The following is a 23,614-nucleotide window of genomic DNA, read 5'->3' on the forward strand; positions in this document are numbered from 1 at the left end:
TAGTTGCCGCAACCACGGTAAAATGCCAGGTTTCGCACAAAAGTCATCAGGACAGGATCATCATGGAAGCCGAACGTCAGAACCAGCTCGCAGCCCGCCTCGCCGATTACGCGGAGCGCGAACAGGCTCTACGGAGGTATCTTTGACTACGATGCCAAAGCTGAACGCCTGCACGTTGTAAACGCCGAGCTCGAAGACCCGGCGGTCTGGAACGACCCCAAGCACGCCCAGGACCTGGGCCGTGAAAAGAAAGCCCTGGAAGACGTGGTGGAAACGCTTACCGGTCTTGGCACGGGCCTGGCCGACGCCAACGAATTGTTTGAACTGGCCGAGGCCGACGACGACGATTCCACCCTTGAATCCATCGAAAAGGACGCCGACGCGTTCCAGGAAAAGCTTGAAAACCTGGAATTTCGCCGCATGTTCTCCAACCCGGCCGACCCGCTCAATTGCTTCCTGGACATCCAGGCAGGCGCCGGCGGCACCGAGGCGCAGGATTGGGCATCGATGCTGCTGCGCCAGTACCTCAAGTACGCCGAGCGCAAGGGCTTCAAGGTCGAAGTCCTGGAAGAATCCGAAGGCGACGTCGCGGGCATCAAGTCGGCCACCATCAAGATGGAAGGCGAATACGCCTTCGGCTACCTGCGCACCGAAACCGGCGTGCATCGCCTGGTCCGCAAGAGCCCGTTCGACTCGTCCGGCGGTCGCCACACGTCGTTCGCCAGCGTCTTCGTGTACCCGGAAGTCGATGAGTCGTTTGAAGTGGAAGTGAACCCCGCCGACCTGCGCGTGGACACCTACCGCGCGTCCGGCGCGGGCGGTCAGCACATCAACAAGACCGATTCCGCCGTGCGCCTGACGCACATCCCGACGGGCATCGTGGTGCAGTGCCAGAACGACCGTTCGCAGCATCGCAACCGCGCCGAAGCCATGCAGATGCTGAAGTCCAAGCTCTACGAACTGGAAATGCGCAACCGCATGGCCGAGCAGCAGAAGCTGGAAGACTCCAAGACCGATGTGGGCTGGGGCCACCAGATTCGTTCGTACGTGCTGGACCAAAGCCGCATCAAGGACCTGCGCACGAACGTTGAAATCTCCAACACGCAGAAAGTGCTGGACGGCGACCTGGATCCCTTCATCCAGGCCAGCCTGAAGCAAGGCGTTTAAGTCTGTCGCGATACTTCCGCTAACCGTACCCAGAGGTCCACGAATGTCTGACACCATCGCAATCCTTACCGGCGCTTCGCGCGGCATCGGCGCCGCCATGGCGCGCGGCCTGGCCAAGCCGGGCACCCGCCTGATCACGCTGGCGCGCCGCGAAGACCCCGAACTGGCCGCTTACGCGCGGTCGCAGGATGTGCAGCTGGAACAGCTGTCCGTGGACCTCTCGGACTTGAAAGCGGCCGAAGCCTCGGCTGAACGCATCTGCGCGGCGCTGCCGCGCGATGCCAAGCGCTATCTGCTGATCAACAATGCGGGCACGGTGCATCCCGTGGCCGGCACCGACGCCCTGATCGACAGCGCGGCCATTACCGCCGCCTTCAACCTGAACGTCACCGCCGTCATGCTGCTGACCGCGCGCTTTCTGGCCGCCGTCGAAGACCTTGCCGGTGACCGCCGCGTGCTGAACATTTCGTCCGGCGCGGGCCGCAACCCGAACGCCGGCTGGGGCGTCTACTGCGCCACCAAGGCCGCGCTGGACATGTACACGCGCGTGGTCAAGCAGGAACAAGGCGCCGACGGCGCGCGCATCGTCGCGCTGGCCCCCGGCATCGTCGACACCGACATGCAGGTCGCCATCCGTTCCAGCGACCCCGACAGCTTCCCGGCGCTGGCCAAGTTCCAGGACTTCCACGCCACGGGCAAGCTCGCTTCGCCCGCCAATGTGGCCGCCCGCATCCTTGCCTACCTGGATCGCGAAGATTTCGGCACGACCGACATCGACGACATCCGCAATTACGACTGATCCCCTTACCATGACCGACCACTCGACCGCTCCGGCACCCGCCCAGGATGAAAACCGCTTGATCGCCGAACGGCGCGCCAAGCTGGCCAAACTGCGCGAAACCGGGGTTGCGTACCCGAACGATTTCGTTCCGGACGCCCGCGCCGCCGCGCTGCACGACAAGTACGACGGCGAGGAACAGGAAGCCCTGGCCGCCGCCGGCGTCACCGTCAAGGTGGCCGGCCGCATGATGCTCAAGCGCGTCATGGGCAAGGCCAGCTTCGCCACGCTGCAAGACAGCACCGGCCGCATCCAGATCTACCTAGACCGTGGCACGCTGGGCGAAGACAACTACGCCGCGTTCAAGCAATGGGACATCGGCGACATCATCGCGATCGAAGGGTCGGTCTTCAAGACCAACAAGGGCGAATTGTCGGTGCACGCCGCCACCGCCCGCCTGCTGTCCAAGTCGCTGCGCCCGCTGCCCGACAAGTTCCACGGCGTGGCCGACCAGGAACTGCGCTACCGCCAGCGCTATGTTGACCTGATCATGACGGACGCCACGCGCCGCACGTTCGAAGCGCGCAGCAAGGCCGTGGGCAGCATCCGCCAGTTCATGCTGAACGCCGGCTTCCTGGAAGTGGAAACGCCGATGCTGCACCCGATTCCGGGCGGCGCGGCGGCCAAGCCCTTCGTCACGCACCACAATGCGCTGGACATGGAAATGTACCTGCGCATCGCGCCCGAGCTCTACCTGAAGCGCCTGATTGTCGGCGGCTTCGAACGCGTGTTCGAAGTCAACCGCAACTTCCGCAACGAAGGCGTCAGCCCGCGTCACAACCCTGAATTCACGATGATGGAGTTCTACGCGGCCTATGCGGAATACCGCTGGCTGATGGACTTCACGGAAGAACTGATCCGCCAGGCCGCCATCTCGGCCACGGGCAGCGCCGTGCTGACGTATCAGGAACGCGAGCTGGACCTGTCCAAGCCGTTCGACCGCCTGACCATCTGCGAAGCCATCCTGAAGTACGCGCCGGGCTACACGCAGGCACAGCTGGATGACCCGGTCTTCGTGCGCGCTGAACTGAAGAAGCTGGGCGCGGACGCCGACGGCCCCGTGCTGTCGCGCGCCGGCCTGGGCGCGCTGCAACTGGCGCTGTTCGAAGAGACGGCCGAAGCCAAGCTCTGGAACCCCACCTACATCATCGACTACCCGGTCGAAGTGTCGCCGCTGGCGCGCGCTTCCGACACGCGCGAAGGCATCACCGAGCGCTTCGAGCTGTTCATGACGGGCCGCGAAATCGCCAACGGCTTCTCGGAATTGAACGACCCCGAAGACCAGGCCGAGCGCTTCCGCTCGCAAGTCGAAGCCAAGGACGCGGGCGACGAAGAAGCCATGTTCTATGACGCGGACTACATCCGCGCGCTGGAATACGGCATGCCTCCGACGGGCGGCTGCGGCATCGGCATCGACCGCCTGGTCATGCTGCTGACTGACAGCCCCAGCATCCGCGATGTGATCCTGTTCCCGCACCTGCGTCGTGAAGACTAAGGTCGCGCCCGCGCAGGCAACCACCGGGACGGCGTCGTGATCTTCAAGATCCTGATGCTGCTGCTGGTCGTGGCGGGGCTGGTCTATTGGATCAAGCAACCCCGCCGCGTCCTGCCGGGCGCGACTTACGCGCCTGTGCGGCCACGCCGCCCGGTGTTCATTGCGCTATGCATCGCCACCGCGATCTCCGTGGTGGCCGCGATCTTGACGGCGCTGTTGTGGATGGGCGGCGTGGCCGGCGGCGTCACTGGCGGCGGCTATCACGGCGAAGCCGACTTCCTGCTGCCCGTCTCCGGTTGCCTGCTGGCCTTGGGGGTGGCGTGCGCCGTGGCGGCATTCCTGAAGCGTCGCGGCTAGGCGGCGGCATTCAGCGGCCACGCGCCTGCGCCTTCCGGCAACGCCGGCAACGACGCCAACAACATCGCATCGATGAAAGCCGCCGGCGCCAGACGGCCGCCAGGCTTGTACCACTGCACCGTCAGGTTCATCGCCCCCAGCACGCAGCGCTTGATGACGCGCGCGTCGCCCTGGATCAGGCCTGATTGAACGGCATCTGCCACCACCGACTGCCACATTGCCTCGTAGCGATCGCTTAAGGCCTTGACCGCCGACTGGCTGGGCGCGGACAAGCTGCGCCATTCGTACACCAGCGCATTCATCGCATCGCCGCCCGCGCCCTGCAACATGCTCCACATGTGCACGCGAAACAGGGCGGCAAGCCGGTCCGCCGGCGCGTCGTAGTGCGCCAGCGCGCGCTCGCCCCCGTCGATCACTTCCTGGATGCCGTTGTTCATCACCGCCACCAGAATTTCTTCCTTGCTGCGAAAGTGATGGAACAGGCTGCCCGATTGCAAGCCCACGGCGCGCGCCAGTTCGCGCACCGTCGTCCGTTCGTAGCCGTGCTTGCAGAACAGCCTGCCGGCCGTCAGCACCAGTTCACGGCGGCGTTCGGAATCGACGCCCTCTTCGCGCGGCGCAGCGGCCGCGGTCTTGTTCATGGCCGATCACAGCCTTTGGATGATGGTGGCCGTGGCCATGCCATGGCCGATGCACATCAGCTGCATGCCGATTTCGCCCTCGGTCGCTTCCAGCCCCGCCAGCATCTTGGCCATCAGCCCGGCGCCGGTGGCGCCCAGGGGATGGCCATGCGCGATGGCGCCGCCCCACGGGTTCACGCGTGACGGTTTGGCACCCGCCTCGCGCTGCCACGCCAGCACCACGCTGGCGAAGGCTTCGTTGATTTCGATCCAGTCGATGTCTTCCAGCGCCAAGCCGGCACGCGCCAAGGCCTGACGCGCCGCCGGGATCACGCCGGTCAGCTGCATGACCGGGTCGGATCCGACCACCACGCGAGCCAAGAATCGGGCGCGCGGCCGCAGCCCGTCGGACAACGCGGTGTCGCGATCCGCCAGCAACACTGCCGCGGCCCCATCGGCCAGCTGGCTGGCGTTGGCGGCGGTGACGCCGCCCTGGCCAGCGGCCCGCATCGCGGGCGCCATGGCAGCCATGCGGGCCGCGTCCGTCTTTTCCCGGATGCCTTCGTCCCGATGCGCCGCCTCTTGCGGGCCGGCCAACAATTCCGCATGCAGGCCGGCCCGCGCGGCGGCCCAGGCACGTGCGTGGCTTTCTCGCGCCCAATCATCCATGTCCGCCTGCGACAGTTTCCAGTGATCGGCAATGCGCTCGGCGCTTTCAATCTGGTGGATCAGCGCATGGCGTTCCAACAGCGCCGGGTTCAATGATTCAAAGCCCTTGAAATCGCCCTGCCCCAAGGTGACGTCCAGGAACATCGGAACGCGGCTCATGCTTTCAACACCGCCGGCGACGACGTAACGCATGTCGCCCGCCGCGATGGCCTGCGCGCCCATGTGCACCGCCTGCTGGCTGGAGCCGCACATGCGGTTCAACGTCACGCCCGGCACGGTTTGCGGCAGGCCGGACAGCAGCGCCGCCAGCCGCCCCACGTTCGCGCCCTGCTCGCCCGCCTGGCTGACGCAGCCCGCGATCAGGTCCTCGACCTTGTCGCCCGGCAAGCCGGCACGCGCCAGCAGGCCGTCCACCGTCTGCGCCAGCAACGTATCGGGCCGCGTATCGACCCACCATCCGCCACGCCGACCAAACGGCGTGCGAACCGCCTCCACGATCACGGCGTCATTCATGCCATCGTCTCCTCAACGTAGAGCCTTTCGATTTCATTCGCGTACGTGCGATAGATGCTGGCCCGGCGCACTTTCATCGTTGCCGTGACCTCGCCGTCGTCATGATCCAGTTCCTTGGTCAAGAGGTGAAAGCGCTTGATCTGCGACACGGGCGCCAGCCCGGCGTTGGCGCGCGACACTTCCTGCTGCACCAGCTGGCGCACCTCGGGCGATTCCGCCAGCGACCGGAAATGCGTGAACGCAATGCGGCGCGACTCGGCCCACTTGCCTACCGTGTCGAATTCAAGCTGGATCAGCGCGGTCACGAACTTGCGCCCATCCGCGATCACGATGCATTCCTTCACATAGGGGCTGCCCTTGACGGCGTTTTCGATTTCGGACGGCGTCAGATTCTTGCCGCCCGCCGTGATCATGATGTCTTTCAGGCGATCCACGATGCGCACTCGGCCGTCCTGTTCCGCCACCACGTCGCCCGTATGCAGCCAGCCGTCGCGCACCGTATCGGCAGTGGCGTCCGGGTTCTTGTAATACCCCTGGAACACCATGTCGCCGCGCACCAGCAATTCGCCGGCCTCGCCCATCTTCCATTCCACGCCCAAGATCGGCTCACCCACCGTGCCTCCTTTTACGCGATCGGGGTGCTGGCCGAAGATCATGCCGGCGGATTCCGTCAGGCCATAGACTTCCAGCAACGGCACCCCCAGGGTGCGGAAATAGCGCACCACGTCGGGCGGGATGGGCGCCGCGCCGGTCATCGCCACGCGCACGCGGCGCAAGCCGATGAAGTTCTGCAAGGCGCGCAGCACCAGCCAGTACCACAGCGCATGCGTCAGCCGTTCACTTGCGCTGTACCGCGCGCGCGACTTTTCCAGGAACGGCGAACAGCGCGCCAGCGCCCGCCGGTACAACCACTGTTGCAGGCGCCCCGCTTCCTGCATCTTGATCGAGATCGAGGCGTGCAACTTTTCCCAGATGCGCGGCACGCCCAGGAAGATCGTCGGCGCCACTTCGCGCAGGTCTTCCTGCACGGTGCGAATGGATTCGCCAAAGTTCACCTGCGACCCCAGGTACAGGGGCACGAAGGTAGACAGCATTTGTTCGGCCACATGGCATAACGGCAGATACGACAGATGCACGCTGGCCGCATCCATCGACAACCGGTCCGCGATGCCCGGCGCCACGCCGCGCATGTTGCGGTAACTGAGCATGGCGCCCTTGGGCTTGCCGGTAGAGCCCGACGTATAGATCATCAACCCCGTGTCATCCAGCCGCTGTGCATCCAGCGCGGCGTTCAGCGCGGGAAATTCCACCGCCTCGCGACGCGCGCCGTCGGCTTCGACCTCGGCAAAGGCCACGATGCGCGCGCGGTCGGCGGGCGGGTATGACCGCAGGCCTTTGGTCTCCATCATCACAATGCGGCGCAGCAAGGGCAGCCGGTGGGCCACTTGCAGCACCTTGTCGGTTTGCTCCTGGTCTTCGCACACCACCAGTTCGACGTCGGCGTGTTCAAGCACATAGCCCATTTCCTCGGCCGGGCTGGTCGAATACACGCCCACCGCCACGCCGCCCACGGCGCCCGCGCCCAGCTGCGTCAGCAGCCATTCCACGCGGTTTTCCGACACGATGGCAACTCGCCCGCCCACCCCCAAGCCCAGGGCGCGCAGCCCCAGGCCCACCCGGCAGGCGCGCTGCCAGTAGTCCGACCACGACAGCGGCTTCCAGATGCCAAAGTCCTTTTGCCGGATGGCGATGGCCGTGGGGTTGCGCCGCGCCTGCTCGCGCAACATCTGCGGCAGGGTCAGTTCGGGCCAGACGGCGGGATCGATCAACGCAACCATGGCCTTGTCCTTCATGACAGCCAGCGCTTGCGGCGCTTGTAGTGCTTGATATCGCGAAACCCACGCGCCTCGCCCGTGCCGCCCACGCCTAGATAGAATTCGCGCACGTCGGGGTCGGCCGCCAGCTTGTCGGCCGAGCCGTCGATCACGACCTTGCCGGTTTCCATGATGTAGCCGTAGTGAGCCACCGCCAACGCCACCGATGCGTTCTGCTCGACCAGCAACATCGACACGCCCTGCTCGGCGTTGATGCGCGCGATGATGGAAAAAATGTTCTCGACCAGCATCGGCGACAGGCCCAGCGAGGGTTCGTCCAATAGCATCAGGCGCGGCTGCGCGATCAACGCGCGCCCGATGGCCAGCATCTGCTGTTCACCGCCAGACAAGTAGCCAGCCAGCCCGCGCCGCCGCTCGAACAGGCGCGGAAAGTAGCCGTAGACCAGGTCGAAGTCCACCCGCGCGCCGGGCCGGCCCGTCAGCGCGTAAGTGGCCGCCACCAGGTTTTCTTCCACGGTCAGGTCTTCGAATACGCGGCGCCCTTCCATCACGTGCGCAAGGCCCGATCGCACCAGGTTTTGCGGCTTGGCGCCCCGGGTATCGCCGCCGTTGAACACGATGTGGCCGCGCACCAGCGCCCCGTCTTCCAGGTCCAGCAAGCCGGACACGGCCTTGAGCGTGGTGGACTTGCCCGCGCCATTGCTGCCCAAGAGCGCCACGATGTTGCCGGCCGGCACCGACAGGGACAGGCCGCGCAGCACCTGCACCGCCTTGTTGTAGACGACTTCGATATTGTTGATGTCCAGCACCGCCGCGGGCGTGGCGGTGCCGGCCGATGCCGTGTGCGCGTCAGGGGCCAAAGTCACGGGCGCCTCACTTGAGCACGATCCAGTCAGACGCGGGCACCATCTGCTTTTGCTTCACATCGGCGCGATAGATGCGGCCCACCGGTATGGAATTGCCCTTGATGGTGATGGGCACGCCGATCAGCCCGCCCGTGTCGAAGTCCTTGATGCCGTCCAGCGCGGCTTTCATGTTGGCGCTCGTCAGGTCCTTGCCGGCGTCCAGCGTGCGCTTGGCCACTTCAGAAAACAGCATCGCGGCCAGGAAGCCCTGCATGTAGCCGGTACTTTGATACTGCGGGCGCATCTCGCGGATCTTCTTGAGCATCGGCGCATCGCCCTCGGTGTCGTAGTAGTAGCGATACGGCATCACGCCCATGAAGCCCTCGGCGTCTTCGCCCATCTGCATCACGGTGGAGTTGTCCATCGTCCAGAACGTGCCCATGTAACGCGTCTTCAAGCCCATGCGCTTGCCCTGCCCCACGAATTCGGGAATGGGCGCCAGCACGTAGCCGTGGAAGATCGTGAAGTCAGGGTCGGCGCGGCGCAGCTTGATGACTTCGGTGGACACGTCCACACTGCCCGGCGGCGTCATGATTTCAGTCGCGACCTTCAAGCCCAGCTTTTCAGCCACCGCGCGCGAACTGACAATGGGGTCGCGGCCGAACTCGGTGTCGGAATACACAAACGCCACTTTCGCGCCCGGCTTTTCCTTGGCGATATAGCGCAGCAGGATGCCGAACATTTCGGTGTAGTCGGGCCCCAGCATGAACTGAGCCGGATACTTGGCGGGGTCGTTCAGCTCGGTGGCGAACGACGCGCCCGTCATCAGGATGTCGCCCGTGCGGTTCAATTCAGCGTTGATGGTCTTTGAAAATCCGGTGGAATCGCCGTAGTAGAAATTCACCTTGTTCTGGCTGGTGATCTTCTTGAATGCCGCCACCGACGCATCGACCTTGTACGCCGTGTCTTCCGGCACGTAGCGCAGCTTGCGCCCCTTGATGCCGCCCTGTTCGTTGACGATCTTCACGTAGTCCGTGATGCCCGCGTGGATGCCCTGGCCGGCGAACGCGAACACGCCGCTCAAGGGAATTGACCCGCCCAGCACCAGGTCGTCGGCAGCGTGCGCGGCGGGTGCCGCCGCCATTGCCGCCGCCAGGCCCAGCGGGGCCAACAACCTCGATAAACCGCTGCCTATCCGGATGCGCTTCATGGTGTGTCTCCTTGGGTCTTTTGGATCATGCAAACGGCCAACCGCGTTCAGGTCCGGAATGGCCACAGGTGGAAGAAGCGACGCACGCGGCGCCAGATTTCCGCGAGCCCATGCGGCTCGAAGATCAGGAAGCCCACGATCAGCAGGCCAAAAACAATGGTGCGCACCGGCGATACCAAACGTAGCGCGTCGCCGCCCACGGGCAGCCAGCCGACGATCAGCTTGAGCAATTCGGGCACCATCGTCATGAATACCGCGCCCAGGATGGCGCCCAGGATAGACCCCATGCCGCCCACGATGATCGCGGCCAGGAAGAAGATCGACATGATCAGCGGAAAGCTCTCGGGCGTGACCACGCGAAAGAAGTACGCCCACAAGCCGCCTGCCACACCCGCATAGAAAGACGACAGCCCGAACGACAGCAGCTTGTAGCGCAGCAGGTGGATGCCCAGCACTTCGGCCGAGATATCGCGGTCGCGGATGGCGATGAAGGCGCGGCCGATGCGGGTGCGAAACAGGTTTGCGGCGCCCAGCACCATCAATATCGTCACCGGCACGATCAGCCAGTAGATCTTGAACGACGTATCCAGGTCCACGCCCAGCAAGCGCGCCGGCGGCACCTGCAAGCCCGTGGTGCCGCCGGTGAATTGCCAGTTGGCAAAGATGAAATGCGCAATGAACGACGCGGCGATCGTGGCGATGGCCAGGTACAAGCCCTTGACCCGCAACGACGGGATGCCCACCAGCAGCCCCCCCAGCATGGCGACCAGGCCGCCGCCCAGCAGATTGACCAGCACCGGCGTGCCCAGGCGCAATTCCATCACGGCCACCGTGTATGCGCCCAGCCCCATGAAGGCGGCTTGCCCCAGGCTGACCAGCCCGGTGTAGCCGGTCAGGATATTCAAGCCCGTGGCGCTGGCGATATTGATGGCCACCAGGCAGGCCAGGTACAGCCAGTACGCGTCCGCCACGAACGGGAACAACACCAGCGAAGCCGCCAGCAACGCCAGCCACACATGCTGGGTGCGCGTATCGAACAGGGCTTCGTCGGCCAGATATGTCTGTTTCGCGGTCGCGATGCGCATGGGTCAGAGCCTCTCGATTTCACGGGTGCCGAACAAGCCGTAGGGCCTGACCATCAGCACCACGACCAGCACGATGAAAGTGGCCAGCAGCTTGAATTCGCCACCCAGATAGGCGCCTGCCCAGGCTTCCAGCAAGCCGATGAAGACGCCGCCCACCAGCGCCCCCGCCACGCTGTCCAGGCCGCCCACGATGACGACCACCAGCACCGACAGGCCGAACACGCCCATCGACGAAGAGATGCCTCCGATGGCGCCCACGATCACGCCCGACACCGCGGCCAGTGCGCCGGCCGCTACCCAGGCCAGCGAAAACACGCGCGGGACGTTGATGCCCATTGCATACGCGGCGCCCTGGTCGGACGCCGTGGCGCGCAGGGCCACGCCGCCGCGCCAGTAGCGAAACACCACCAGCACCAACAGCGCCAGCACCACCGCCACCCAGAATCCGTAGAACACCTTGGGCGCAACAAAGGCCTCGCCGATCATCACGGGAGAACGCGGCATGAATTCCGGCAAGCGCCGTTGATCCGCTGTCCAGATCAGTTCCACCACGCCCACCAGAATCGAGGCCAGGCCCACTGTCACCATGAATACCGAGATGGGTGCTTCGCCCAGCATCGGCCGTATCGTCAGCCGTTCCACCAGCGCGCCCAAGGCGCCTGACACCACAACCGCGCCCACAATCGCCAGCCAGATCGGCCACTGCATGCCGGTGGCAAACGCGTAGAACACATAGGCGCCCAGCATCAGGAATTCGCCGATGGCGATATTCACCACGCGCGTGGCCTTGTAGACGATGACGAACGCCAGCGCGGCCAGTGCGTACAAGCCGCCGCTGCCCAGTCCCGCCAGCGTTACCTCAAGGAAGAACAGCGCATCCATCACGCGGCCTCCCGCAGGCGGCGGCGCAGGTCGCCCACATCCCCCGCGCCCAGATAGGCTTTGATGACTTCGGGGTTGGCCTGCACCGCGGCGGGCGTGCCGTCGGCAATCACCTGGCCGAAGTTCAGCACCACGACGTGATCCGACAGGTCCATCACCATGCCCATGTCGTGCTCAACCATCAGCACCGTCACGCCCCACTCGGTGCGAGCATCCAGGATGAAGCGCGCCATGTCATCCGTTTCTTCGCGGTTCATGCCCGCCACGGGTTCGTCCAGCATCAGCACCTTGGGTTGCATGGCCAGCGCGCGCGCCAGTTCCACGCGCTTTTGCAACCCATAGGACAACGCCGCCACGGGCGCATGGCGGATGTGATCGATTTCAAGAAAGTCGATGATGCGTTCTTCGATGTCGGCCCGCAGCGCCATCTCTTCGCGCCGTGCGCGGCCCAGGTAGAACAGCGCATCCAGCACGTTGGTGCGCAGGTGCGCGTGACGGCCCAGCTTGATGTTGTCCAGCACGGTCATGCCGCGAAACAACGCGATGTTCTGAAAGCTGCGCGCCAGTCCCATGCGCGCGCGCTCGGGTGCCGCCACTCGGCTGATGTCGCGGCCTTCAAATCGGATCTGGCCGGCAGCCGGTTTATAGAAACCGGAAATGGTGTTGAACAGCGACGTCTTGCCCGCACCGTTGGGGCCGATGACGGTGGTGATGGTGCCGGGCGCCACCCGGAAGCCCACGCCCGTCAGCGCTTTTACGCCGCCAAACGCCAAGGTAACGCCATCCACCTCCAGCAAGGGAGCGTGTTCCGACTGATCCACCATTTGTCTCCTCGCTGATTGATCGCGAAGTTATTTGCCGCCTTGTGGCGGACATTTTTTTGGGCGATGAATCGGGCGACCCGCCAGGCAGGCGATGCAACGAACCTGTCTTTACCTACGCCAATCCAGCGCCGGAAAATCGTTCAATGCGGCAGTGCTATGCGGCAGTGCTATGCGTTACGCTAGGCCTGCTTAAAACAAAACCAAGCAAGCGCTCGGTTCAGACCATAGCATCGCGGTTTTTGGATCGACAGCTGGTACTTACCCGATAACGGAGACACGCCATGACCCAGGAACTTCCCACGTTCGATTCCCTGCTGCTGGAGGCGGACGGCACGCTTGCCACCGTCACGCTGAACCGACCCGACACGCTTAACGCCATCGACGTCGCCATGGCGCGCGACTTGCAACGGGCGGCGCAGTGGCTGGAAACGCAGAAGGATATCCGCGTTGTCCGGTTGCGCGCGGCGGGCAAGGCGTTTTGCGCCGGCGGCGACATCAGCATGTTCACGGGCGAAGCGGCGCAGGTGCGCGCCACCTTGCAAGACCTGTTCACGCCGCTGAATGATTTCATCGCGCGCATCGCACGCATGGACAAGATCTGGTTGGCACAAGCGCATGGCGTCGCGGCGGGCGCGGGCTTGTCGCTGGTGCTGGCCTGCGACCTGGCGATCGCCGATAACGACACGCGTTTCATGACCGCGTACCTGAAGCTGGGCGCAACGCCCGACGCTGGCATGACGCATGGGCTGGTTCGCGTGCTGGGCGCGCGGCGTGCGCTGGACCTGCTGTTGCGACACGATGCGTTCACGGCAAGCGATGCGTTGGCATGGGGCATGCTTAACCGCAGCGTGCCCGCTTCGGATTTGGCCGAGGCCGGTGCACGCTATGCCCAGGAACTGGCGCGGCACGCGCCCCATGGTATTGCGGGAGCGAAGGATCTGTTGCGTAGCGCGCAGCACGCCACCTTGGAGACGCAGCTGGCCGAGGAGACGGCGCGCTTTTTGGATTCGGCGGGTCGTGGGGACTTTGCCGAGGGCGTACGCGCGTTCCGTGAAAAGCGCCCGCCCCAGTTCAAGGGGCAATAGTTCGGGCTTGACGTTCGGGGTGGTGCGCGGCGCGCGGCGTGCATGTCAGCTACGTGAGGTCCCGCATGTCTACACGCCGCACATGAGGCCTAAGCGCCGTTGTTGTTCCCTACCCCTGCTTCCACACCGGAGCACGCTTTTCGACGAAGGCCGACAGACCCTCAGCGGCATCCGGCGTGGCCGCGGCGTTGCAGAACACCTCGACGGCGGTGGCCAGCTTGCGGCGGTAGTCGTTGTCGTTGGCAAACACGAACGCGCGGCGGCCCATGGCCAACACCTGTGGCGGCTTGCTAGCCAACGAATGCGCCAACTGGCGCGCCTGCGCCAGCAACTGCGCTTCTTCTTCAACGCGCGCCACCAGGCCCAGCGCGTGCGCTTCCTGCGCACTGAATGTGCGGCCGGTAAAGAGCAGATCGAATGCGCGATGCTTGCCCACGATGGCAGGCAGATGCGCGTAGTGGATGGCGGGCAGCACGCCGACATCAATTTCGGGATAGCCGAACGTGGCGTTGTCGGCGGCCACGATCATGTCGCTGGAAATGGCCACCGTCATGCCGCCGCCGCGCACGGCGCCCGACACCACGGAAATCGACGGCTTGGTCAGATTGAATTGCGCGTCGTACAGCTTGACGTACAGCCGGGTCAACAGCGCATGGATTGCGCCGGCTGAACTGGCCATCAGTTTCTTCATGTCCAGCCCCGCGCAGAAGCGGCCGGGAAGATCGCTGGCCAGAAGTACCGCGCGCACATCGGCATCGGCATTGGCGCGTTCCAGCGCGGCGATCAACGCATCCAGCATGTCCACATCCAGCGCGTTGACCGGCGCGTGGCACAGGTGAATCTCGGCGATCCGGTCGCGCACTTCGTAGCGTAGATAGGTCACGTTGGTTCTCCGGGTGCAGTGTGGGGCGACGCCTGGGGGGCTTGCCGAGCGGCTTCCTGCACGCTGCCGGCGGCAAGCAAGGCGTCGATGTCGTCGGGCGTGTAACCCAAGTCTGCCAGAATCTCGCGGCTGTGCTGTCCCAGCAGCGGCGCCGGCATGGCGGCATGGCGCGGCTGCCTGCCGAATCGCACGGGCAGCCCCACGTTATGGACGGTGCCCAGGACCGGATGCTGGCTGCTGACGATGAGTTCCCGCGCCGCCACCTGCGGGTGCGACAGCGCCTGATCCAGCGTGTGGATAGCCGAACACGCGATGCCCGCGGGCTTTAGCGCGGCAATCCAGTTGGCCACCGTGCGAGTCGCAATCCGCGCCTGCACCAATGCCACAGTCGCCTCGAAGTTACGCACGCGCGCGGCGTTGCTGGCAAATTCGGGATCGTTCACCTTGTCCTGCAAGCCGGCAACGGCGCAAAAGCGCTGCCACTGCGCGTCATTGCCCACGCCCAGCATCAAGTCGCCATCCGCCGCACGAAACGCCTGATACGGGCACATCGCCGGATGGCCGGTGCCCATGCGACGCGGAACCTGGCCCGTGCGCCAATAGTTCTGCGCCATGTACGACATCAAGCCCAACGAGGTGTCCAGCAACGACACGTCCAGGTACTGGCCCTGCCCCGTCTGCGCACGCTGGAGCAGCGCCGCGAGAATGCCGCTTAACGCGAATGATCCGGTGCCCAGGTCCACCGGCGAAAAGCTGGCGCGGGCAAAGTTGCCCCCCGGCTCGCCCATGGTGCTGATCATGCCGCTAAAGGCTTGCAGCATCACGTCATAGCCGGGCTCGTCACCCATCGGGCCTTCACGGCCATACCCTGAGATTTCGCAATAGATCAGCGTCGGATTCAGTTGGGCCAGCGTGTCGTAGTCGACGCCAAGGCGCGCGGCGGTCTTGCCGCCGAAGCCCTGCAACACCACATCCGCTTGCTGGGCCAGCCGATGCACCACTGCCCTGCCCGCGTCGGATTTCAAGTCAACGGCCAGGCTGCGCTTGTTGTGATTCACGGCCAGGAACGTGGCGGATTGTCCGGCGTCCTGCGGCAACCAGGCACGCGTGTCGTCGCCGGTGCCCACGGGTTCAACCTTGATGACGCGCGCGCCCAGCTCGCCCAGATACTGGCCGCACAGGGGGCCGGCCAGCACCTTGCTTAAATCCAGCACCGTAATGTCTTTCAGCGGCGTCATGCGCGTAGCAGATGGCTTATTCATCATTCGGCCTTCAATCCCACGGCCTGGGCGGCATCGGTCCATTGAGCCGTTTCACGCTTGAAGAAGGCGTCGAGTTCAGCCGGCGACACGGACAACGCTTCGGCGCCACGTTCCTGCATGGCCTTGCGGTAGGCCTCGCTGGCCACCACATTGGCCACGGCGGTGCGCAGCTTGGTCACGACTTCAGGCGGCGTGCCTGCCGGCACTTGCAGCGAGAACCAGAATTTCAGATCCAGCCCGGCGTAGCCGGCCTCTTTCAACGTGGGCACATCCGGCAACAGCGGCGACCGCGCGCCCGACGTGATGGCCAAGGCCCGCAGCCTGCCCGCCTGCACCTGTCCGATGCTGGTCGACATGCTGTCGAACAGGAAATCCACCTGCCCGCCGATCACGTCGGTTACGGCGTTGGCGCTGCCTTTGTACGCCACGCCCACTGCGTCAAACTTCGCCAACTTCTGCAGCAGCGCGCCATACACGTGCGGCGAACTGCCCGGCCCAAACGTCGCGTAGCTCAGGCCATGAGGCGCCGCGCGCCCACGCTCGACCAGATGGGCCAGCGTCTTGACCGGCGTGCGCTCGGGGTTGGCCACCAGCAGGTTCGGCATGGCGCCGGTCGTGCCGATGGGCACATAATCCGTCAGCGGCTGCATCTTGGCACTGGGATACATCAACGGGTTGATCGCCTGCATGCCAACGGTGTTGTGCATCAGCGTGTAGCCGTCGGCAGGCCCGTTCAGCACGCTTTGATAACCGACATTGCCGCTGGCGCCCGGCTTGTTTTGCACGATGACTTGCTGGCCCAATTCGCGCGACAGCGGATCAGCCACCAGGCGCGCGATGAAGTCCGTCGGACCGCCTGCGGAAAACGGCACCAGCAACGTAATGGGTTTGGACGGCCAGGTATCCGCGACCGCGGGTGCGGCCAGAACCGTCGCGGCAATCGCGGTGGCCAGTGCTTTCATCAGCGCCATGATGTCTCCTTGTGTTTTTCGATGGTGGCGGCTGCATTATGCAAAGCGGGCAGTTATATGAGAAATACCGTTTTTATATGCGCGATATCATAAAATTGTTATAGATAACCCCGGCCAGGATCTTTGAATGTCGATGTCGATTCGTGCAATGCAGTGCTTTGTCGCGGTGGTGTCCACCGGCTCGATCAGCCGGGCGGCGGCGGCGCTGCACGTTGCCCAGCCCGCGCTTAGCCTGCTGATCCGCAACCTGGAAGAAGATCTGGGCGTGGTGCTGTTGCACCGTACATCGCGCGGCGTCACCGCCACCGCCGCCGGCGCGCGGCTGTTGTCGCACGCCCGCGAGATACTGGGACGCATCGACGCAGCGCGCGCCGATGTGCGCGAAGATCAGGCCGCCCCGCGCGGCACGGTGTCTTTGGCCATGTCGATGTCCATGGCCAAGCTGGTGGCCGTGCCCCTGCTGCGATTCAGCCTCCAGGCCTGGCCCGACGTCTACTTGAAGATCATAGAATCCAGCACCGGATACATACCCGGCTTCGTCAGCTCCGGACACGCCGACCTGGGCCTGACGTTCAGCGACGATGCGGCCGTGGACCTGCGCTTTCAGCATCTGATCGATGAGGAATTGGTGGTGGTGTCGCCCCCGGCCACTCGCGGCGGCGCAAAAGCGTGGTCCGGGCACTTGGCCGCGCTACCGACGATGGGCCTAAGCGCGTTGGCCAAACTACCGCTGGTTCTGCCCGGCAATCCACATAGTTTGCGCCGGCTGCTGGACAAGTATCAGCAGCAAGAGCGCACGGCGTTTCGCGTCATTGCCGAGGCCAACGCAATACCGCAATTGATAGAGCTGGTTCAAGCCGGGCTGGCGCACACCATCCTGTCGTATGAAGCCGTGCGCAAAGAAGCGATGCGCGAGGAGGTATCGTTGCACCGGATAAAAACGCCGCGCCTGACGCGTCCGGTATTTCTATGCCGCTCGGATGTGCTGCCGCTGTCCATGGCCGCCACCGCCGTGGCCGATCGGGTAAGCCGGATCATCGTCGATGGCGGCTTGCCCGGTTAGCACGCGCGTCAGATCAGGCCGACGCGCTTTTCAACCGCTTGCGCCCAGCGCCGCGCCACGGTCGGCGAGGTTGCGCAAGTGGCGGATTCCGTTACCACGCGTACGGCACGCTCAAGCAGCTGGATATCGGCCTCGTGCTGGCGGGCCACGTGCGGGTCTTCGAAAAAGATCACGCGCTGGCATTGGTGTTCAAGCACCAGTTCGGCAATCTGCGCATCGCCGCCCAGCGGACCGCTCAGGTAGCGGTGCACCCACGGCGTATCCTTGGGCCAGCCGCGCGACCAAGCCAATTCGTTCAGCCGGCCGCCTGTGGTGCCCGTCGCCACGCGGCGGGCAAATTGCGACAACACGTCGAAATGCTCGCTGGCAAACGCCACCATCTCGTCTTTGAGCGCATCGTGCGCGATCATGGCCAGCGTCTGGCCCGTGAAGTTGAACAGGCGCGAGACGGACGCATCAGGCGCCAACCCGGCATGCACGCGTTCCACTTCCATCCATTCGATGGCGCCGGCCACGGTGGAAATAAAGGGCCGGCCATGCGTGATGCACTGACGCTTCAACGCCAACGCTTCGGGGAAAATCGACGACGGATCCACCGGATCAATCAGATAGATGGCGCCGTCAAACGGCGCCTGCCCGTCGCGCCCTTCGGTCACGCGTGCCACCAGCTTCATCAGGCCGCCTTCGCGCCCGTAGGGATACCGGATCAGCCCGCTGTAGCCTTGCAACATGCCTTCGCGCACGATGGCGTCATGGGTGCGGCCGACGGTGTGCAGCTGGACTCCTAGCTCACGTATCGTGGACGAGCACGCGCGCAACCAGGTGAACAATGCGGCATCGGGGGTTTCGTGGTGCAGCCGGTTGGCGGCCAGGCCAAAGCGCAATGGAGCAGCGGGCATCAGTAGACTCGGACAAGGTGGAACACAACGTACGGATCCTTGATGATAACGTGGCCGCTTGACGGCGGCACGGCGGAACGACGGCCGCGCAAACAAAAACGCCCCCGTCCGGGAGCGTTTTTGTTTGATGCGGTCAGTCCGCTTCGTCGATCCAGGCCATCTGGATGGCTTCAAGGATTTTTTCGCCACAGTGGGCGGGGTCGTCGTTGAAACCGGGCAAGGCCATGACCCATTCGCGCAGCTGCGTGAAGCGCAGCGTCTTGGGGTCCACGTCAGGATGCGCGTCGACCAGGGCCGCGGCAACGTCGTAGGTATCGGTCCACTTCATCAATGGCCCTCTTTGGCATGGTTGATGGTGTACTTCGGAATTTCAACCGTCAGATCAGCGTCAGTCACCAGTGCCTGGCACGACAGGCGCGACGTGGGCGTCAGGCCCCAGGCCTTGTCCAGCAAGTCTTCTTCGTCGTCCGTCGCGTCTTCCAATGCGGAATAGCCCTGCTTGATGACCACATGACAGGTGGTGCAGGCGCACGACAGTTCGCAGGCGTGCTCGATGTCGATGTGGTTGTCCAGCAAAATGCGGCAGATCGACACGCCCTTGGGTGCGTCCTCGATCACGGCGCCTTCGGGGCAATAGTCGGGATGAGGCAATACAGTCAGTTTCGGCATAGCGTCTTATCAGGCAATCTCATCAAGTTTTCGACCCGCCAGGGCGGCGCGAATGCTGCGGTCCATGCGACGCGCGGCGAAATCGTCGGTGGCAGCCGACAAGGCCTGCACGGCGCCCTTCACGGTGTCCACATCGTCGGCAGCTTGCGCGTCGATGGCGGCTTGCAGGCATTCGTCAACGCGGCGGCGCTCGTCGGCGTCCAGCAAGTCGCCGTCAACCGCCAGCGCTGCCTGCACGGATTCCACCAACTGGCGCGCGTCGACCTGCTGCTCGCGCAACATGCGGGCGCGGGCGTCGGTATCGGCCTGCGCCACGCTGTCGGCCAGCATCTGGGCAATTTCGTCGTCGCTTAATCCGTAAGACGGCTTGACCGACACGGCGGCCTCGACGCCCGTGCTTTGCTCGCGCGCCGTCACACTGAGCAGGCCGTCGGCATCCACCTGGAACGTCACGCGGATGCGCGCGGCGCCCGCCACCATCGGCGGAATACCGCGCAGTTCGAAGCGAGCCAGGGAACGGGAGTCCGCCACCAGATCACGTTCGCCCTGCACCACATGAATGCTCATGGCGGTCTGGCCGTCCTTGAACGTGGTGAACTCCTGGGCGCGCGCCACGGGAATGGTGCTGTTGCGCGGGATCACCCGTTCAACCAGCCCGCCCATGGTTTCCAGACCCAGCGACAGCGGAATCACGTCCAGCAGCAACCAGTCTTCACCTGGTGCGCGATTTCCGGCCAGCAGATTCGCCTGCAACGCCGCGCCCAGCGCGACGACTTGATCGGGATCCAGGTCGGTCAGGGGCTCCGTGCCAAACACCTTCGCCACCGCGGCTCGCACGACAGGCATGCGCGTCGCGCCGCCCACCATCACCACGCCTTTCACGTCGGCCGGTTTCAGCGATGCGTCGCGCAACGCGCGGCGCGCGCAATCCAGCGTGCGTTCGATAAGCGGCTGCGCCAAGGTTTCAAATTCGGCGCGGGTCAGTACCAGATCCACGTTGCGACCGTCGGCCAACGCCAGCTTCAGCGTCGCGCTGTCCGCGCTGGACAAGGCTTCACGCGCAGTGCGCGCAGCCATCAACAAACCGCGCCGGTCAGCGGCGGAAAACTCGCCGGCCGTCAGCTTGGCCACGGCGTGATCGACAATCAACGCATCAAAATCGTCGCCACCCAGCGCCGTGTCGCCGCCGGTGGAGATCACTTCGAAAACGCCCTGCGTCAGCCGCAAGATGGAAATATCGAAGGTACCGCCGCCCAGGTCATAGACGGCGTAAACGCCTTCCGATGCGTGGTCCAGGCCATAGGCGATGGCGGCAGCCGTCGGTTCGTTCAGAAGGCGCAGCACGTTCAGCCCGGCAAGCCGCGCGGCGTCGCGCGTTGCCTGGCGCTGGGCGTCGTCAAAGTAAGCGGGCACGGTAATCACCGCGCCCACCAAGTCATCGCCCAATACGTCTTCGGCGCGCTGACGCAGCACCGCCAGAATCTGCGCCGACACTTCGACGGGGCTCAAATCGCCCTGCACCGTGCGGATGCGCACCATGCCGGGCGCGTCCACGAATTCATACGGCGCACGCGTGGCGCGCGCCTCTTCCAGCGAACGGCCCATGAATCGCTTCACGGACACCACGGTATTCAAAGGGTCTTCGGCTTGCTGCGCAAGCGGTTCGCGGCCCGTGGTGACTTTTCCATCAGGCAGGTAGCGCACCGCCGACGGCAGCAAGGCATGGCCCTGCGCATCGGGCAGCACTTCCGCAACGCTGCTGCGCACCGCCGCAACGAGGGAATTGGTAGTGCCCAGATCGATCCCCACCGCCAGCTTGCGCTGGTGCGGCGCGGGCGACTCACCGGGCTCGGATATCTGCAATAAGGCCATGATCTATTTTTTCTGGTCAGTTGGCGGCGGTGTAGAGGCGCCCGAAGCAGGGGCGCCACAACGCAGCGTTGGCTATCCAGCGGGCTGGGCGTGCGCCAGCTCTTGCGCCAGTTTTTCCACGAACATCCATTCGCGTACCTTTAGGCCCGCAGCAGCGTGGTCGTGCTCATCGTCCAGCAGGCGCTTGAGCGTGGCGCGCATCGACACGCGGGCCTCGTCCAGCTCCGTGTTCAGGGTCGCCAGCGCGTCAGCGTCGTCACGCGCGTCGTCCAGCATCTCGCGCCACGTCATCTGCTGCATGAGGAAGGCGGTGTCCATGGACGTGTTGCTCTCGGTCTGCAAATCCACGCCCGCCTGTTCGCACAGATAGCGGGCGCGCAGCAACGGATCACGCAAAACGCGGTACGCCTCGTTGGCGCGCGCCGCCCATTGCATGGCGACGCGGCGTTCGGCGGGGCTGGCGGTGGCATAGCGATCGGGATGCACCTGCGCCGCGACGCCTCGCCACGACGTTTCCAGTGCTTGCGCATCCAGGTCGAAACGGGCCGGCAAGCCGAACAGGCTGAAGTGGTCGTCTACAGCCAAGACTTACACCGTGAACGACTCGCCGCAGCCGCAGGTCGCCTTCTCGTTGGGGTTGCGGAACTTGAAGCCTTCGTTCAGGCCTTCCCGGGCGTAATCGAGCTCGGTTCCGTCCAGGTAAGCCAGGCTTTTGGGGTCAATGAAGACCTTTACGCCGAAGCTTTCAAACACGACGTCTTCCGGCGCCGAGTCGTCCACATATTCCAACTTGTAGGCCATGCCGGAACAGCCCGTCGTCCTAACGCCGAGCCGCAAGCCGATACCCTTTCCGCGCTTTTGCAAGTAGCGGCCGATGTGGGAGGCAGCCTGTTGGGTCAGGGTAACGGACATGATCAGCCTGCCACCGCTTCGGCCGGAGCCGAATGCTTCTCTTTGTAGTTCTGCACCGCGGCCTTGATAGCGTCTTCGGCCAGGATGGAGCAGTGCACCTTCACCGGCGGCAGCGCCAACTCTTCGGCGATCTGCGTGTTGCGGATGTTCATCGCTTGATCCAGCGTCTTGCCCTTAACCCATTCGGTCACAAGCGAGCTGGACGCAATGGCGGAACCGCAGCCGTAGGTCTTGAAACGCGCGTCTTCGATCACGCCGGCTTCATTGACCTTGATCTGCAGCTTCATGACGTCGCCACAGGCGGGTGCGCCGACCATGCCGGTGCCAACCGATTCGTCCGACTTGTCGAAAGAACCGACGTTGCGCGGGTTTTCGTAGTGATCCAGAACTTTGGTGCTGTAAGACATGTTATTTCTCCACGTATTTCTTGGCGCGGGCGCTTAGTGCGCGGCCCACTGCACGGTGTTCAAGTCAATGCCTTCCTTGGCCATTTCCCACAGCGGCGACATATCGCGCAGCTTGCCGACGCGGCTCTTGAGCAATTCAATGGCGTAGTCCACTTCCTTTTCGGTCGTGAAGCGGCCGAGCGTGAAACGGATGGAACTGTGGGCCAATTCGTCATTGCGGCCCAGGGCGCGCAACACGTACGACGGTTCCAGGCTAGCCGACGTGCAAGCTGAACCGCTGGAAACGGCCAGTTCCTTGATCGCCATGATCAGGGACTCGCCTTCAACATAATTGAAGCTGACGTTCAAGTTGTGCGGCACGCGCTGATCCATGTCGCCGTTCAGATAGACCTCTTCGATCTGCGACAGGCCATTCCACAAGCGATCGCGCAGCATGCGGATGCGCTCGTTCTCGGTACCCATTTCTTCGCGCGCCAAGCGGAAAGCCTCGCCCATGCCAACAATCTGGTGCGTGGCCAGCGTGCCCGAGCGGAAACCGCGCTCGTGGCCGCCACCGTGCATTTGCGCTTCGATGCGGATGCGCGGCTTGCGACGCACATACAGCGCGCCGATACCCTTCGGACCGTACGTCTTGTGCGCCGAAAACGACATCAAATCAACCTTCAGCTTTTGCAGGTCGATTTCCACCTTGCCTGTCGCCTGAGCGGCGTCGACGTGGAAAATAATGCCTTTTTCGCGGCAGATTTCGCCAAGCGATTCAATATCCTGGATCACGCCGATTTCGTTGTTCACCATCATCACCGAGACCAGCACCGTATCGGGGCGCAGTGCGGCTTTGAACGTGTCCAGGTCGATCAGACCGTCGTCCTTCACGTTCAAGTAGGTGACTTCGAATCCCTGGCGCTCCAGCTCGCGACAGGTGTCAAGCACCGCTTTGTGCTCGGTCTTGACGGTGATGACGTGCTTGCCGCGTTCCGCGTAGAAATTCGCAGCGCCCTTGATGGCAAGGTTGTTCGATTCGGTTGCGCCAGAAGTCCAGACGATCTCGCGCGGATCGGCGTTGACCAGCTTGGCGACTTCTTCGCGGGCGCGTTCGACGGCTTCTTCCGAGTCCCAGCCATACGCATGGCTGCGGGATGCCGGATTGCCGAAATTCTCGTACAGCCACGGCACCATCTTGTCCACGACACGCGGGTCGACGGGGGTGGTGGCCGAATAATCAAAATAAATCGGACGGGTGGTCATGTCTAC

The 23,614-nt window shown here is 64.1% G+C and carries 25 protein-coding genes; 6 read left to right on the top strand and 19 right to left on the bottom strand.

Features of this window, described 5'->3' with window-relative positions:
• The first annotated feature begins 62 nt into the window (after positions 1 to 62).
• The 4 genes from prfB to V6F88_RS07100 all read left to right on the top strand — a co-directional run bounded on the left by prfB (position 63) and on the right by V6F88_RS07100 (position 3,857).
• A protein-coding gene (prfB, locus tag V6F88_RS07085) for a peptide chain release factor 2 (RefSeq protein ID WP_100856261.1) occupies positions 63 to 1,167 on the top strand; the annotation gives its coding sequence in 2 pieces (ribosomal slippage) (positions 63 to 143 and positions 145 to 1,167; 1,104 coding nt in all).
• A 43-nt stretch (positions 1,168 to 1,210) separates the two neighbouring features.
• Positions 1,211 to 1,966 carry an SDR family oxidoreductase gene (locus V6F88_RS07090; protein ID WP_332608616.1) on the top strand — a complete coding sequence of 252 codons (756 nt, stop codon included), beginning with the start codon at positions 1,211 to 1,213 and terminating at the stop codon, positions 1,964 to 1,966.
• Between the two features lie 10 nt (positions 1,967 to 1,976).
• Positions 1,977 to 3,500, top strand: coding sequence for a lysine--tRNA ligase (lysS, locus tag V6F88_RS07095; RefSeq protein WP_046805780.1), 1,524 nt, complete (start codon positions 1,977 to 1,979; stop codon positions 3,498 to 3,500).
• 36 nt (positions 3,501 to 3,536) lie between these two features.
• Positions 3,537 to 3,857, top strand: coding sequence for a preprotein translocase subunit TatB (locus V6F88_RS07100; RefSeq protein ID WP_332608617.1), 321 nt, complete (start codon positions 3,537 to 3,539; stop codon positions 3,855 to 3,857).
• On the opposite strand, the gene V6F88_RS07105 is transcribed toward V6F88_RS07100, so the two are convergent.
• The 8 genes from V6F88_RS07105 to V6F88_RS07140 form a co-directional block, all read right to left on the bottom strand.
• Positions 3,854 to 4,498, bottom strand: coding sequence for a TetR/AcrR family transcriptional regulator (locus V6F88_RS07105; RefSeq protein WP_332608618.1), 645 nt, complete (start codon positions 4,496 to 4,498; stop codon positions 3,854 to 3,856). The two genes, V6F88_RS07100 and V6F88_RS07105, sit on opposite strands and share 4 nt — an antisense overlap.
• Before the next feature lie 6 nt (positions 4,499 to 4,504).
• Complete coding sequence (locus tag V6F88_RS07110) at positions 4,505 to 5,659, bottom strand: thiolase family protein (RefSeq protein WP_332608619.1); 1,155 nt, start codon at positions 5,657 to 5,659, stop codon at positions 4,505 to 4,507.
• Complete coding sequence (locus V6F88_RS07115) at positions 5,656 to 7,497, bottom strand: AMP-dependent synthetase/ligase (protein ID WP_442880198.1); 1,842 nt, start codon at positions 7,495 to 7,497, stop codon at positions 5,656 to 5,658. Before V6F88_RS07115 ends, V6F88_RS07110 begins: the two co-directional genes overlap by 4 nt.
• An 11-nt stretch (positions 7,498 to 7,508) precedes the next feature.
• Positions 7,509 to 8,303 (bottom strand): ABC transporter ATP-binding protein, encoded by a 795-nt coding sequence (locus tag V6F88_RS07120; protein ID WP_046805831.1) that lies wholly within the window; start codon positions 8,301 to 8,303, stop codon positions 7,509 to 7,511.
• 64 nt (positions 8,304 to 8,367) lie between these two features.
• Entirely contained in the window at positions 8,368 to 9,549 is a 1,182-nt protein-coding gene (locus V6F88_RS07125; protein WP_332608621.1) for an ABC transporter substrate-binding protein, read from the bottom strand.
• 47 nt (positions 9,550 to 9,596) lie between these two features.
• A complete protein-coding gene (locus V6F88_RS07130; protein ID WP_332608622.1) occupies positions 9,597 to 10,634 on the bottom strand; it encodes a branched-chain amino acid ABC transporter permease in 1,038 nt (345 codons plus the stop codon).
• 3 nt (positions 10,635 to 10,637) lie between these two features.
• Positions 10,638 to 11,516: a branched-chain amino acid ABC transporter permease gene (locus tag V6F88_RS07135; protein WP_046805786.1), complete on the bottom strand. Its 879-nt coding sequence runs from the start codon at positions 11,514 to 11,516 to the stop codon at positions 10,638 to 10,640.
• On the bottom strand, positions 11,516 to 12,340 hold the full coding sequence (locus V6F88_RS07140; RefSeq protein ID WP_332608623.1) for an ABC transporter ATP-binding protein: 825 nt from the start codon (positions 12,338 to 12,340) through the stop codon (positions 11,516 to 11,518). The genes V6F88_RS07135 and V6F88_RS07140 overlap by 1 nt, the downstream gene beginning before the upstream one ends.
• Positions 12,341 to 12,621: 281 nt before the next feature.
• Here V6F88_RS07140 and V6F88_RS07145 point away from each other — a divergent pair, with 281 nt between their 5' ends.
• Positions 12,622 to 13,425 carry an enoyl-CoA hydratase/isomerase family protein gene (locus tag V6F88_RS07145; protein ID WP_332608624.1) on the top strand — a complete coding sequence of 268 codons (804 nt, stop codon included), beginning with the start codon at positions 12,622 to 12,624 and terminating at the stop codon, positions 13,423 to 13,425.
• 109 nt (positions 13,426 to 13,534) lie between these two features.
• Here the strand turns inward: V6F88_RS07145 and V6F88_RS07150 are convergent, their stop codons facing one another.
• The 3 genes from V6F88_RS07150 to V6F88_RS07160 are packed head-to-tail and all read right to left on the bottom strand — an operon-like array spanning position 13,535 to position 16,541.
• Positions 13,535 to 14,308 (bottom strand): enoyl-CoA hydratase/isomerase family protein, encoded by a 774-nt coding sequence (locus V6F88_RS07150; protein ID WP_332608625.1) that lies wholly within the window; start codon positions 14,306 to 14,308, stop codon positions 13,535 to 13,537.
• Entirely contained in the window at positions 14,305 to 15,546 is a 1,242-nt protein-coding gene (locus tag V6F88_RS07155) for a CaiB/BaiF CoA transferase family protein (RefSeq protein WP_442880255.1), read from the bottom strand. The genes V6F88_RS07150 and V6F88_RS07155 overlap by 4 nt, the downstream gene beginning before the upstream one ends.
• Positions 15,547 to 15,569: 23 nt before the next feature.
• Complete coding sequence (locus tag V6F88_RS07160) at positions 15,570 to 16,541, bottom strand: Bug family tripartite tricarboxylate transporter substrate binding protein (RefSeq protein WP_332608627.1); 972 nt, start codon at positions 16,539 to 16,541, stop codon at positions 15,570 to 15,572.
• 127 nt (positions 16,542 to 16,668) lie between these two features.
• Here V6F88_RS07160 and V6F88_RS07165 point away from each other — a divergent pair, with 127 nt between their 5' ends.
• On the top strand, positions 16,669 to 17,604 hold the full coding sequence (locus V6F88_RS07165; protein ID WP_332608628.1) for a LysR family transcriptional regulator: 936 nt from the start codon (positions 16,669 to 16,671) through the stop codon (positions 17,602 to 17,604).
• An 8-nt stretch (positions 17,605 to 17,612) separates the two neighbouring features.
• On the opposite strand, the gene V6F88_RS07170 is transcribed toward V6F88_RS07165, so the two are convergent.
• The 8 genes from V6F88_RS07170 to V6F88_RS07205 form a co-directional block, all read right to left on the bottom strand.
• Complete coding sequence (locus V6F88_RS07170) at positions 17,613 to 18,503, bottom strand: methylglyoxal synthase (RefSeq protein WP_332608629.1); 891 nt, start codon at positions 18,501 to 18,503, stop codon at positions 17,613 to 17,615.
• 133 nt (positions 18,504 to 18,636) lie between these two features.
• Positions 18,637 to 18,831, bottom strand: a complete 195-nt coding sequence (gene iscX / locus V6F88_RS07175) for a Fe-S cluster assembly protein IscX (protein ID WP_046805790.1) — start codon at positions 18,829 to 18,831, stop codon at positions 18,637 to 18,639.
• Positions 18,831 to 19,172 (bottom strand): ISC system 2Fe-2S type ferredoxin, encoded by a 342-nt coding sequence (fdx, locus tag V6F88_RS07180; protein ID WP_046805791.1) that lies wholly within the window; start codon positions 19,170 to 19,172, stop codon positions 18,831 to 18,833. Before fdx ends, iscX begins: the two co-directional genes overlap by 1 nt.
• A gap of 9 nt (positions 19,173 to 19,181) precedes the next feature.
• Positions 19,182 to 21,044, bottom strand: coding sequence for a Fe-S protein assembly chaperone HscA (hscA, locus tag V6F88_RS07185; protein ID WP_332608630.1), 1,863 nt, complete (start codon positions 21,042 to 21,044; stop codon positions 19,182 to 19,184).
• 72 nt (positions 21,045 to 21,116) lie between these two features.
• Positions 21,117 to 21,629: a Fe-S protein assembly co-chaperone HscB gene (gene hscB, locus V6F88_RS07190; RefSeq protein ID WP_332608631.1), complete on the bottom strand. Its 513-nt coding sequence runs from the start codon at positions 21,627 to 21,629 to the stop codon at positions 21,117 to 21,119.
• A 3-nt stretch (positions 21,630 to 21,632) separates the two neighbouring features.
• Positions 21,633 to 21,956 carry an iron-sulfur cluster assembly protein IscA gene (iscA, locus tag V6F88_RS07195; protein WP_332608632.1) on the bottom strand — a complete coding sequence of 108 codons (324 nt, stop codon included), beginning with the start codon at positions 21,954 to 21,956 and terminating at the stop codon, positions 21,633 to 21,635.
• Positions 21,957 to 21,958: 2 nt separating this feature from the next.
• Positions 21,959 to 22,363, bottom strand: a complete 405-nt coding sequence (gene iscU, locus V6F88_RS07200) for a Fe-S cluster assembly scaffold IscU (RefSeq protein ID WP_006220174.1) — start codon at positions 22,361 to 22,363, stop codon at positions 21,959 to 21,961.
• 33 nt (positions 22,364 to 22,396) lie between these two features.
• Entirely contained in the window at positions 22,397 to 23,608 is a 1,212-nt protein-coding gene (locus tag V6F88_RS07205; protein ID WP_046805794.1) for an IscS subfamily cysteine desulfurase, read from the bottom strand.
• Positions 23,609 to 23,614 lie beyond the last annotated feature (6 nt).

The organism is Achromobacter sp. ESBL13 (genome assembly GCF_036668755.1).
In the GTDB taxonomy this organism is placed as follows: Bacteria; Pseudomonadota; Gammaproteobacteria; order Burkholderiales; family Burkholderiaceae_B; genus Achromobacter.

What these genes read in the sequence shown, in the direction of transcription:
- V6F88_RS07090 (WP_332608616.1), top strand. Translation starts at nt 1,211, where the DNA reads ATGTCTGACACCATCGCAATCCTTACCGGCGCTTCGCGCGGCATCGGC.
- lysS (WP_046805780.1), top strand. Translation starts at nt 1,977, where the DNA reads ATGACCGACCACTCGACCGCTCCGGCACCCGCCCAGGATGAAAACCGC.
- V6F88_RS07105 (WP_332608618.1), bottom strand. Translation starts at nt 4,498, where the DNA reads ATGAACAAGACCGCGGCCGCTGCGCCGCGCGAAGAGGGCGTCGATTCC.
- V6F88_RS07110 (WP_332608619.1), bottom strand. Translation starts at nt 5,659, where the DNA reads ATGAATGACGCCGTGATCGTGGAGGCGGTTCGCACGCCGTTTGGTCGG.
- V6F88_RS07115 (WP_442880198.1), bottom strand. Translation starts at nt 7,497, where the DNA reads ATGGTTGCGTTGATCGATCCCGCCGTCTGGCCCGAACTGACCCTGCCG.
- V6F88_RS07125 (WP_332608621.1), bottom strand. Translation starts at nt 9,549, where the DNA reads ATGAAGCGCATCCGGATAGGCAGCGGTTTATCGAGGTTGTTGGCCCCG.
- V6F88_RS07130 (WP_332608622.1), bottom strand. Translation starts at nt 10,634, where the DNA reads ATGCGCATCGCGACCGCGAAACAGACATATCTGGCCGACGAAGCCCTG.
- V6F88_RS07135 (WP_046805786.1), bottom strand. Translation starts at nt 11,516, where the DNA reads ATGGATGCGCTGTTCTTCCTTGAGGTAACGCTGGCGGGACTGGGCAGC.
- V6F88_RS07140 (WP_332608623.1), bottom strand. Translation starts at nt 12,340, where the DNA reads ATGGTGGATCAGTCGGAACACGCTCCCTTGCTGGAGGTGGATGGCGTT.
- V6F88_RS07145 (WP_332608624.1), top strand. Translation starts at nt 12,622, where the DNA reads ATGACCCAGGAACTTCCCACGTTCGATTCCCTGCTGCTGGAGGCGGAC.
- V6F88_RS07155 (WP_442880255.1), bottom strand. Translation starts at nt 15,546, where the DNA reads ATGACGCCGCTGAAAGACATTACGGTGCTGGATTTAAGCAAGGTGCTG.
- V6F88_RS07160 (WP_332608627.1), bottom strand. Translation starts at nt 16,541, where the DNA reads ATGGCGCTGATGAAAGCACTGGCCACCGCGATTGCCGCGACGGTTCTG.
- V6F88_RS07165 (WP_332608628.1), top strand. Translation starts at nt 16,669, where the DNA reads ATGTCGATGTCGATTCGTGCAATGCAGTGCTTTGTCGCGGTGGTGTCC.
- V6F88_RS07170 (WP_332608629.1), bottom strand. Translation starts at nt 18,503, where the DNA reads ATGCCCGCTGCTCCATTGCGCTTTGGCCTGGCCGCCAACCGGCTGCAC.
- iscX (WP_046805790.1), bottom strand. Translation starts at nt 18,831, where the DNA reads ATGAAGTGGACCGATACCTACGACGTTGCCGCGGCCCTGGTCGACGCG.
- fdx (WP_046805791.1), bottom strand. Translation starts at nt 19,172, where the DNA reads ATGCCGAAACTGACTGTATTGCCTCATCCCGACTATTGCCCCGAAGGC.
- hscA (WP_332608630.1), bottom strand. Translation starts at nt 21,044, where the DNA reads ATGGCCTTATTGCAGATATCCGAGCCCGGTGAGTCGCCCGCGCCGCAC.
- iscA (WP_332608632.1), bottom strand. Translation starts at nt 21,956, where the DNA reads ATGTCCGTTACCCTGACCCAACAGGCTGCCTCCCACATCGGCCGCTAC.
- iscU (WP_006220174.1), bottom strand. Translation starts at nt 22,363, where the DNA reads ATGTCTTACAGCACCAAAGTTCTGGATCACTACGAAAACCCGCGCAAC.
- V6F88_RS07205 (WP_046805794.1), bottom strand. Translation starts at nt 23,608, where the DNA reads ATGACCACCCGTCCGATTTATTTTGATTATTCGGCCACCACCCCCGTC.